This is a genomic window from Microbulbifer halophilus (assembly GCF_026183675.1).
GTDB lineage: Bacteria > Pseudomonadota > Gammaproteobacteria > Pseudomonadales > Cellvibrionaceae > Microbulbifer > Microbulbifer halophilus.
In genome coordinates this window covers 1-675 of record NZ_JAPIVK010000097.1, presented here as the reverse complement: position 1 = coordinate 675, position 675 = coordinate 1, and the positions used below count along the sequence as shown (strand labels likewise).

General features: G+C 44.3%; 1 protein-coding gene. It reads left to right on the top strand.

Going from position 1 to position 675, the window contains the following annotated elements:
• Window positions 1-61: 61 nt before the first annotated feature.
• On the top strand, window positions 62-520 hold the full coding sequence (locus tag OQE62_RS19375) for a hypothetical protein (RefSeq protein ID WP_265723691.1): 459 nt from the start codon (window positions 62-64) through the stop codon (window positions 518-520).
• The last annotated feature ends 155 nt before the right edge of the window (window positions 521-675 follow it).

Below are 675 nucleotides of genomic sequence, written 5' to 3'. Positions count from 1 at the left end.
TCGCACAAAGGTGCTTAGCATTGTCCGCCGGTGAACGCGGCGTTAGCTTGAGGAACAGGAATTGAAGTACATACTAATTTTATTGCTCTTTTTTCCGTTCTCAACGGTTCTTGCCGATGTGGAGATGCCTGAAGCAATCATGGATGCGGAGCTTCCTGGCAATTGGTATGCTATCGATGGAAATGGAATGCTCGTTTATCGCCTTAAAATTGAAGAAGATCTGAATGCGGCATTACTGTCGATCTACACAAGCACTGAATCAAAGGGTATGGATGTATTTCCTGAAGGGAAGGTCCGAAATGTAAGCGGAAATCTTAGTTTTAGTTTTTCTGAAAGCCCGACCACTTATAATAAGTTAAATCTAACTGGTAAGGGATTTTCGTGCAATGAAGGAGAATGCTTGCTAGTTCTCCGTGAGAGTGTGGAGTCAAAACCAATTTACTTCTACAAAAAGCCCCTGGCAGTCTTGGCAAGACAAATACTTAGCGCAGAGGGTATGTTTGAGGAATATGCTCCGTAGCCAAGCTAACAATTTGCTGCAGCCGACGTCTTACTTTATGCACATTTTGTGCGGTCGCTGCGCTCCCAAGTTCGCACAAAATGTGCATAAAGTAAGCCGCCGCTGAGCAAGGCGTTCAGGCTGTAGAAAAACTCTTAAAAACCAGCACTTTTTGG